Below are 9,081 nucleotides of genomic sequence, written 5' to 3'. Positions count from 1 at the left end.
TTACGTATCGTTTATTTTGTTTTTTAGTGAAATAAAGAAGGGGTATTTATATTTATCTTAAATACTTTGTCTTTTAAACCTTTTGGAAAAAAAAAAAAACAGTAATATCAAGGGATACAGCGATTAAGAGACGAGGAAAAACTGTCCATTAGACGAGGAAAAACTGTCTATTAGACGAGGAAAAACTGTCTATTAGACGAATTATTTTTATTTTTTTCGTCCTTTGGTGTATACTAAAAACATAGAGAAATCTTACTTCCCGTCCGGATACCTTTTCTCTAAAAAAAGAAAGGTGGCTCTCTCTATGCGAAATTTTAATAGCAATATACCACATAAGGTGGTTCGGATGGAAGATTTGTATCAACAGAAGACAGTAGAACACAACGATTTGATTACAAGTGTTGCCAAAATGGATAAAATTCCATTGAAGTTTTTTGAATTGGCAGTTTCATGTTTAGATACCGAAAATCCTCCTGAAGACAACACTGTCCATTTATCAAAAAAAACGCTCTTTTCTTTCTTTAAAGCAACGGACAAGGATAGGCATGCACGTTTCAAAAATGCTCTTACTACTCTCCATCAACAATCTATTTTTGAAGTACGAGATGAAAATAAAAAAGGTAAGTGGAATTTCAAAATAATTTCTCCTATATCGAGCAGTGAATGGAACGATTACAATGATACTGTGGCTATTAAATTTACAGACGATATCATGCCTTACTTAATTGATCTAAAACGGAATTTTACCCAGTATCTAATTACTGATATCATAGAGTTGAACAGTAAATACAGTATTATTTTATATAAATGGTTTTCCATGAACTTCAATCAATATGAAACATATAAAGATTCAGCAAACCGCACGAAAAAACAGATAGAACAAATGAAAAATCCCTATATTGATATTCAGGAATTACGCAGGATGACAAGTACGTTAAATGACTATAAAAGAATGTTTGATTTTGAAAAAAATGTATTGAAATCATCTTTAGAAGAAATAAACGAGTATACACATTTCGTCATTACTTATAGCAAAATTAAAAAAGGTCGTTCAATTGCTGGAATTCAATTTCATATAGAAAAGAAAAAAAACAAGTCTCCACTGCCTTATAAGGAGAACGATCCGGAATATCAAAAGGATAAGGCTCAACAAGAGCAAGAACGGCAAAATTTATTTAACAAAGCAGTCCAAAGCAAGTATACGACCTTGTTGGGAGAAAACTTCTTAATTGGATTTAGAGATATGCAAGACGTTTCTAGAATGGCTGATTTACAAAAACAGGTTTATCCCCTGTATGATGAATTAAAAGACTTACGAGGGCTGAACGGAGTGAAAGATCATATCAGTTATGTAGCTGCACATAAAGATGGAGCTAGCATTCAGTTGCGAAATGTTGTGAAGTATCTAAAACGATCAATTGAGCAATATTTACAAACCGTTAAAATACAAGATTTAGATGGGTAGGGATTCCGATGGCGGAAAAAACAATTAAAGAACTTGCTGATGAAATAGGCGTTAGTAAAACCGCCATTCATAAAAAAGTAACTCCTGATATGCGAAAAAGTTTTTTCTCCAAAGTAGGGAATAAATTTGTAATTAGCGAAGAAGGGCAGGAAGTTATAAAATCAACATTTATCATTCCATTTTCAGAAACCAGAAACCGAAAACCAGAAACCGCTAATTTGAAAACTAAAGAAACTACATCAGAAAATACGCAAACTAAACCGATAACTTCAGCAACTAAATCGAAAACTACGACAACCAGCACAGTTCCCGAAAATAATCTATCAGAGACGGCTATAAAAATAATAGAAGGTTATCAAAAACAACTTGAACAGAAAGATTTACAGTTATCCGAATTACATAAACTTTTAAATCAACAACAACAGCTCACTCTGCACTCTAATCAGCAAAATGAACGTTTACAGCTTCAGTTAGAGTCCTACGAAAACATGGAAAGCAATCCCTCTGACTCTGAAATAGAACCCGACCAATCCAAACAAAAGAAGTGGTGGAAATTTTGGAAATAATCAAAGTATCTAAGATATCTATGCTATCTTAGATACTTTTTTCGTGAATTTATCTAGATATCAAAAAACAATGAATTCTTGAAAATATTGTCTTAAAGTTAGAAACCTAAACGGAAGTTCAACAATGTCTCACTGATTTCATCTTCATTGATCCCGATATAGCGTTTGGTGATTTTTTCGCTGCTGTGACCGAATATTTCCATGAGTGTAGCCACGTCTTTGGTTTTCTTGTAATAGTGGTAACCAAATGTCTTGCGCAGCGTGTGCGTGCCAATATCGTCCCGATCTAATAATGCGGCGACCTTTTGAAACATCTGATAGACCGTATTGACTTCTAAATGACCGCCTTTAGTACTGGGAAACAAATAATCTTCTGGCTTCAGGTCTTTCGTGTAGTCCTGGATCAACTCCTGCAGGCTGCTTAAATATAAAATGCGTGTTTTTCCGGTTTTTTGCTCCACAATACGTGGGTTTTTCGAGGAAATCACGTCTTTTTTCTTTAATTTCACGATATCAGACATGCGTAAACCGCTATTAATGCCGATCAAAAACAAGAAAACGTCGCGTTCGGCGTTTTTGTTGCGTCTCAAACAGAATAAAAAGTCGTTGATTTCTTGCTGCGTTCGTAATGGTTGTACATTATAACTCATTGAAATGGTCTCTCCTCTCACAAAACAGATACATGATTTCGTTCATTATACCACGAAATCATGTATTGGACACCGGTATAAATAAAGAACCCTATAGGTATAGGATTCTTGATACATGATTTTATACAATTTCATGTATCTATCAATAGTAAGATAGGATAACTCATATTGTATAGTTCTATAGGTAATATCCTCGTCATTTTTTTGCTAGTTGGTTCTGATGGTTCCCTAGGTAAAGAAAGCTAACCTCTCAACCTTACGAGATTGAGAGAAAAATAAATATTTAAGATCTATTTAACATGTGAATATAATATTAAATATTTGCTTTTTAACTTAGTTATTAGTAAAGTTATCACAGAGGTAGTTTGTAATGATTGTAAAATGAAACTTATTATAAGGAGGAAGAAGAAATGGAAATCAACGATAAAAAATATGGAAAAAAACCTTATATAGTGAATATCGAAGAGGCTACTGTCCAAAATGAGATGTATCGGACAACAATGTGGACGGGTGAAAAATTACAAGTCACCGTTATGTCTATCCAGCCTAATGATGATATAGGGTTAGAAGTTCACCATGGTATTGATCAATTTATTCGTATTGAAGAAGGAAACGGACTATGTAAAATGGGCCCTACAGAAGACAACTTGAATTTTGAACAAAAAGTTAAAGATGATGACGCTGTTTTTGTTCCAGCTGATATGTGGCATAATATCTTGAATACAGGTGATAAACCTTTAAAACTATACACGATTTATGCAGGTCCAGATCATATTCCAGGTACTATACATGAAACACATGATGATGCACGTAATGATCCTAATGAACAAGACTAGAATAAATTCATTTTAAAATGAGAAAAAAGGCTTAGGACAAAAGTCCTAAGCCTTTTTTTCCAAATATACTATTATTTTATTTGGATCAGTTTAAGTTCTAACCCAAAATAAACACTTACCAGGTATTGATCTGGTTTATTTTTCGCTGTCTATTATAAGTGTAGATTAAAATATTCAGATTTCCTAACTTAAAAAACCATGTATATATACCCTTGATTTAATAAGGTTTTATATACACGAATTTATCTAATTTCATGTATGTTAAAAGTTATATTTATTATAATCGTGATTATGTCAACTGAATAATAACAAAAAAAAGAAAATCAAATGATTTTCTTTTTTTTGTTATTATTTTATTTAATTTTTATTGTATACACTAAGATATAAATGATCTAGTTTTTCTTGTGATTGATCGTCATTTTGATTTTCAATTAAATTATTAACTAAAGTATTAATCACTTTTAATTCTTCTTCACTAGGTAGTGCAATTGGAATTCTTTTTATATAATTTGCTGAGTTATTTGCGGTAGGGTTTATATTAAAAAGTAAGTCCTTTGCTATGTTAGAATTTAATAATCCCAAGATAAATAAAATATATTTTTCTTCTCTTGGAAAAACACCTACTATACTTTGATCAAAAACTTTTTTATCAAAAATAGTGGCTCTAATTTTTGAGGATTTGACCATAGGAACAGCGATACCTTTTTTAAAATAATATTGAGAATTTTGAAATCTTGATTTTTTATTTGTATTATAAAATTTGATTGCTTCTGGTCTCCAATCAATATACCAATCATTTGTTTTTCTTGTGTATGCACTTGAAGAGTTACCTTTTATAATTGGAACATATTTATATTGGTGACTAGTACCAGTTAGATTCTCACAATCATGATCTATAAATTCGTGATCGACTATCTTATAGTCTTTACTTCCTTTAACACCTTCATTATCAGCATATATATAGCCTTTATTATCTCCTGTATATATTCCTGTTACACAATCTGCGATATCATTTAGGCAAAGTTTTGAGTTAGACATAATAGCTGCTGTTTTATTATTTAAATAAAATGTATAGCTCTCATTCTTTTTAATGCTTTCTTGATCTAGAGTGATTAATTCAAACTTTGATAAATCTTCTTTGTTCATAATAGCTTCAAAGTCTTCTTCTCTAGTAATATTCTTATATATATTTATTTGATTCATTGGATTATTTTTCTTTTCAATAGTTATAATACATAGTTTGCTATATCCAAAAGAAACTCCAGGAAATAATTTACTTGGAAAAATCAAGATTTCCTTTATGGATGTATCAAACAACAAGGTTTTCCTGAGTTCTTTATGGTTGTGAAGATATAAAAATGTATCAGGAATAACAAAGGACAGAGTTCCATTTTTTTTAAGTAAGGAAATGCAACGTAGTAAAAATAAAGAATAGGTTTCTTTAACATAAAAACCACTATATTTTTTCTTCAATAAATCTCTTTGCTCATAGTCTTGCCAACCACCATAGGGAGGGTTTCCAATAATTTTGTCATAGTGTCCTGATATAGAATATTTATCAAAGATGTCATCCGTCAGTGTGTTAGTTTTTCTTATCTTAATATTAGGATACTCGCTGTATTTCATTTTCATTATATCTATTGATTCATCATTTAGATCAACCGTATCGATAAAACATTGAGGAGATTTCTCCAATAATGTATCGATAAAGGCACCCTCTCCACCACAAGGTTCTAGAATTAAATCTTCGGGTTTTAACGACAACATACTAACCATATAATTTGTTATAAAATTACTATTTGTGTAGTAAGATTTATATATTTTATTCAAAGTTTTCCCTCACAATAATGCTTATTTCTCTTATAGCATTTCTTAAGAGATTACTTAAGTAATACTACTGTCCTTTTGTTACCATGTCAAATATTTAATTAAATCATTTTCTATAAGATATTCTTTAAACTCAGGCGAGATATCTTCTTCCCAATTCATATGAACATTCATCCAATTTTTCAAGTCAAACCCTGTAAACTCATGGATTTTATTATAAGCTTCGTCCGAAGAATAAACTTCCCATAAATTAGATTTCTTAAGAGTTTGAAGATAGTGATTATTGTCTGCTTCAGGTTGACGAACAAATAACAAAGTCTTATTTTCAGCAGATAAACCTTTATAAATACTTGCAACCATTAGTAATCTATTTGTATTCCCTTTTTCATTACTACTAAATCCACTCTTATAGTCAACATTATAATAGATTTCATTTTGAGTAAAATGTAAATCTAAACTTAGACTTATACTGCCTGACCCAATTAATAAGCTTTGTCTATTATAATATTCGAGTAATTCACTTTTTTTATTATCAGTTATTTCTAATCCGTTTATGTAGTCCTTAATTTCATTTTCTAAAGTTATTTGAACACTTTTAAAAGATGGAGGATCATAAATTGCTAACTCTTTGACTGGATAATAAAAAGGAATTTTACAAAATGGTTCCCACATTTCCCCTATCCTACGAGAAAAAGACATATATTCATACTTCCAAACTTTATTTCTATATTCAAGCATGACTATATAACTAACGTAAGCAGTTAGCAAAACATCGTCTAATTTTTGTGCACTACTATCATCAGAAATTAATATAGCGTTTGTATAAACTTTTCTTAGTTCAGTTACCTTTTTATTTATATGAGTAGCTTGCTTTTTTTTATCATTACTCGAACTAATTGCATTTTCTAAGTAGATGTCGGCTTCTTCTCTAAACTTTTTTAATAATTCAATTTTTTCCATTACTTCACTCCTCGTATATTTTACTAAAGAAAAGAGATAAATCTGTTTCTAAACCTTTAGTAACTATTTTTTCTAAACTCACAATACTTATATTTCTTTTGCCAGCTTCAACACTTGCAATATATGTTCTATCTAATTCTGATTTATGAGCCAATTTTTCTTGACTAAGATTTTTTTGTTTCCTAAGTTTGCGAATTCTATTCCCAACTTTTACTGTTATCATTTTTTCACCTCTTATAGATCATTCAATTTTTACGACTATACGTCAACGGACTATGAGTCACATATTTGTTTTAATATGTAGTAAATGTTCGGAGCTAATAAAAAAACACTTTGCCAAAATAAGCAAATTATTTTCTAAAATAGGCGCGAATAAAGGACATTTTTTTCGTTATTTTTTTACGAAAAAAATGTTTTTCTTTTGCCAAAAAATAGGACTGGAAATGTGTTCATTTCCAGTCCTATTTTTTGGTTCAAAACGATCACGTTTTGAAAGTTTTTTTAGGGGGTTTGGGGGCGGCGAAGCACGCCCCCAACAAGGTCGTTTGCGCCACGAAGTGGCTAGCAAACATAGAGCTTGCCAAACCCCTTAAAGAAGCATAACACTAACAGCCAAATGCGCCTTAGTGTTATGCTTCTTTCTGAACGACTGAGAAGAAAAACAGGGGGGTGGGACTAGTGAGCGAACGAGAGATTTTTGAGGCCCCTTTTGCGGAGGCCAAACCGAAGCGAAAAGAGCCGAAACAAATTAGCTTTCGAGTGAGCGAATCCGAATTTGAAAAGTTGAAGCGCTCCGCTGAAACTTTTCAAATGAGTGTGCCGGCTTTTGTAAAAAGCAAGGCACAAGGGGCTAAGCTCGTAACGCCGAAAATTGACCGACCAGGAGCCGTGGAGATTGCCAAGCAATTACGCGCGATTGGAAATAACGTCAATCAGATGGCAAGAGCAACGAACGCTGCCGAACTGGATCCGGATTCAGCCGCCAACCTAACGGCTGAATTGCAAAACGTACAAAAGGAGCTGAATCAGTTATGGCAACAATTAAATTAGCCCGCAGCACCAGTTGTTCTCGCTGCATTAACTACGCTGAACCGCGGGCAACGGTCAAAAGCGGCTTCAATTGTGACGTGAACTACGCCAAAACCCAAATGAAAGCTACTCGCATGATTTATGGCAAAGACGATAAAGTCCAAGCGCATACCTTGATTCAGTCGTTTAAGCCCGGTGAGGTCACTCCGGAGCAAGCCAATGAACTAGGCTATCAATTAGCCGAAAAAGTCGCTGACGGTCACCAAGTAGCCATTTATACGCATACCGATAAAGATCATATTCATAATCATTTAGTGATTAATAGCGTCAATATGGATACTGGTTTAAAATTTCAAGCGCATGGACAAAAAGCCATTCAAGAAGTTAAAGATATGAACGATCAGATTTGTCTTGAGCATGGCTTAACGATTCCCGAAGAACCCGCTAAAGTTCGTTATACTACAGCGGAAAAGTCGTTACTGGAAAAAGGAAAAATCAGCTGGAAAGACGAAATAAGAGAAGCTGTCGATTATTCAGTGAGTCGTACAAGCGATTTTAAGAGCTTTTCAGAGCTTTTAAATAAAAAAGGGGTAGATGTTAAACTGAGAGGAAAAACGATCACCTACACCCATTTAAACGCCAATAAAAAGGTGAGAGCGAGCAAGTTAGGCAGTGATTATGAAAAGGAGACGATTTTTAATGGCTTTGAAAGACACATTGAACCAACAAAAGACAGAGATTTCGCAACCGGACAATCCGGAAACAATGAGCCAAGACCTGCAGCAACTGATTCAAGTTTTGACCGAGATCCGGAACTACAGCGGAGCGACGCTACAACAGAAAAGCTTAGAGAAAGCCAATCTAGAGAACAATTTACAAGAGATTCAACAAGTGACAACGACAGTCCTGAACAACTTCAACAGCAGCTTAAAAAACTTAGAGACCACACAAACCAGCTTCAACGAGACAGCTCAAAAGCAATCAACAGAATCCTTGAAACAACTGAAAACGATCCTAAACGATCTTTTAGACCAAAACAAAGCCGAAATCACGAAGATTCAACGCGAAATGAACCAGAACAACCACCAATTAAGCGAGATCAATCAGACCATAACCGAGACCATGGACCAAGTCTTTAAGCAGTTAAACGCTGAAATCAAGCGAACCAATCAAAAATTAACCTTTCGAACCGTTTTAACCAATTTATACGCCAGTGTGCCTACCGGTATTGTTGTGGTGGCGCTCATGTGGCTGCTGAATTACTTTAATCTCTGGTAAAAAAGAGGTTTTCGATTACGTAAGGGACGAACTCAATTGAAATGACTTGTTTATATGTGATAGGGATTTAAAATCCATTTAAAACTACTAAAAAAGACCATAGAGACACTTCAATTTGTTTAAGGGTCCTATTCTTATAAGCTTGTACGCTAAAATTGAAAATAGAGCTGGTTATTTAGCTTCCAGCTCATGCAATGGTTCGATCAGTCGAGCGTAAGTCGAGGCACAGACCTTTGCGAACGTTTTTGATTTTTTTTAAATTCTTTATAAGCTTGTGAAGCAAGCTATCCTTATAAATTATTTAATAACTTTTTAGAGGTCTTTTTGTCTGACTAAGGACGACACTTTGTCTGTTGAGAAATCACGAGGAATTTACGTATCGTTTATTTTGTTTTTTAGTGAAATAAAGAAGGGGTATTTATATTTATCTTAAATACTTTGTCTTTTAAACCTTTTGGAAAAAAAAAAAA

The 9,081-nt window shown here is 33.2% G+C and carries 9 protein-coding genes; 5 read left to right on the top strand and 4 right to left on the bottom strand.

Annotated elements, in window-relative coordinates; genetic code table 11:
• Positions 1-304: 304 nt before the first annotated feature.
• Positions 305-1,465, top strand: a complete 1,161-nt coding sequence (locus tag CDIMF43_RS00575; RefSeq protein ID WP_109840901.1) for a RepB family plasmid replication initiator protein — start codon at positions 305-307, stop codon at positions 1,463-1,465.
• An 8-nt stretch (positions 1,466-1,473) separates the two neighbouring features.
• Positions 1,474-2,031, top strand: coding sequence for a DUF536 domain-containing protein (locus CDIMF43_RS00570; RefSeq protein WP_109840900.1), 558 nt, complete (start codon positions 1,474-1,476; stop codon positions 2,029-2,031).
• Positions 2,032-2,129: 98 nt separating this feature from the next.
• Here CDIMF43_RS00570 and CDIMF43_RS00565 read toward each other — a convergent pair whose 3' ends face one another.
• Positions 2,130-2,681 (bottom strand): tyrosine-type recombinase/integrase, encoded by a 552-nt coding sequence (locus CDIMF43_RS00565; protein ID WP_003680030.1) that lies wholly within the window; start codon positions 2,679-2,681, stop codon positions 2,130-2,132.
• A 410-nt stretch (positions 2,682-3,091) separates the two neighbouring features.
• Between CDIMF43_RS00565 and CDIMF43_RS00560 the strand changes: the two genes are divergently transcribed.
• Complete coding sequence (locus tag CDIMF43_RS00560) at positions 3,092-3,517, top strand: cupin domain-containing protein (protein WP_057889463.1); 426 nt, start codon at positions 3,092-3,094, stop codon at positions 3,515-3,517.
• Between the two features lie 357 nt (positions 3,518-3,874).
• Here CDIMF43_RS00560 and CDIMF43_RS00555 read toward each other — a convergent pair whose 3' ends face one another.
• The 3 genes from CDIMF43_RS00555 to CDIMF43_RS00545 all read right to left on the bottom strand — a co-directional run bounded on the left by CDIMF43_RS00555 (position 3,875) and on the right by CDIMF43_RS00545 (position 6,527).
• Complete coding sequence (locus CDIMF43_RS00555; RefSeq protein WP_109840899.1) at positions 3,875-5,347, bottom strand: Eco57I restriction-modification methylase domain-containing protein; 1,473 nt, start codon at positions 5,345-5,347, stop codon at positions 3,875-3,877.
• Positions 5,348-5,425: 78 nt separating this feature from the next.
• Entirely contained in the window at positions 5,426-6,304 is an 879-nt protein-coding gene (locus CDIMF43_RS00550) for a hypothetical protein (RefSeq protein WP_109840898.1), read from the bottom strand.
• Positions 6,305-6,308: 4 nt separating this feature from the next.
• Entirely contained in the window at positions 6,309-6,527 is a 219-nt protein-coding gene (locus CDIMF43_RS00545) for a helix-turn-helix domain-containing protein (protein WP_109840897.1), read from the bottom strand.
• Between the two features lie 455 nt (positions 6,528-6,982).
• Between CDIMF43_RS00545 and CDIMF43_RS00540 the strand changes: the two genes are divergently transcribed.
• Entirely contained in the window at positions 6,983-7,354 is a 372-nt protein-coding gene (locus CDIMF43_RS00540) for a MobC family plasmid mobilization relaxosome protein (RefSeq protein ID WP_109840896.1), read from the top strand.
• Positions 7,336-8,472 carry a relaxase/mobilization nuclease domain-containing protein gene (locus CDIMF43_RS00535; protein WP_109840895.1) on the top strand — a complete coding sequence of 379 codons (1,137 nt, stop codon included), beginning with the start codon at positions 7,336-7,338 and terminating at the stop codon, positions 8,470-8,472. The genes CDIMF43_RS00540 and CDIMF43_RS00535 overlap by 19 nt, the downstream gene beginning before the upstream one ends.
• Positions 8,473-9,081: the final 609 nt, after the last annotated feature.

Origin of the sequence: Carnobacterium divergens (assembly GCF_900258435.1) — a bacterium.
In the GTDB taxonomy this organism is placed as follows: domain Bacteria; phylum Bacillota; class Bacilli; order Lactobacillales; family Carnobacteriaceae; genus Carnobacterium; species Carnobacterium divergens_A.
The sequence above is the reverse complement of the archived record's forward strand: the minus strand, read 5'-3'. Positions and strand labels throughout refer to the sequence as shown.

What these genes read in the sequence shown, in the direction of transcription:
- CDIMF43_RS00575 (WP_109840901.1), top strand. Translation starts at nt 305, where the DNA reads ATGCGAAATTTTAATAGCAATATACCACATAAGGTGGTTCGGATGGAA.
- CDIMF43_RS00570 (WP_109840900.1), top strand. Translation starts at nt 1,474, where the DNA reads ATGGCGGAAAAAACAATTAAAGAACTTGCTGATGAAATAGGCGTTAGT.
- CDIMF43_RS00565 (WP_003680030.1), bottom strand. Translation starts at nt 2,681, where the DNA reads ATGAGTTATAATGTACAACCATTACGAACGCAGCAAGAAATCAACGAC.
- CDIMF43_RS00560 (WP_057889463.1), top strand. Translation starts at nt 3,092, where the DNA reads ATGGAAATCAACGATAAAAAATATGGAAAAAAACCTTATATAGTGAAT.
- CDIMF43_RS00550 (WP_109840898.1), bottom strand. Translation starts at nt 6,304, where the DNA reads ATGGAAAAAATTGAATTATTAAAAAAGTTTAGAGAAGAAGCCGACATC.
- CDIMF43_RS00545 (WP_109840897.1), bottom strand. Translation starts at nt 6,527, where the DNA reads ATGATAACAGTAAAAGTTGGGAATAGAATTCGCAAACTTAGGAAACAA.
- CDIMF43_RS00535 (WP_109840895.1), top strand. Translation starts at nt 7,336, where the DNA reads ATGGCAACAATTAAATTAGCCCGCAGCACCAGTTGTTCTCGCTGCATT.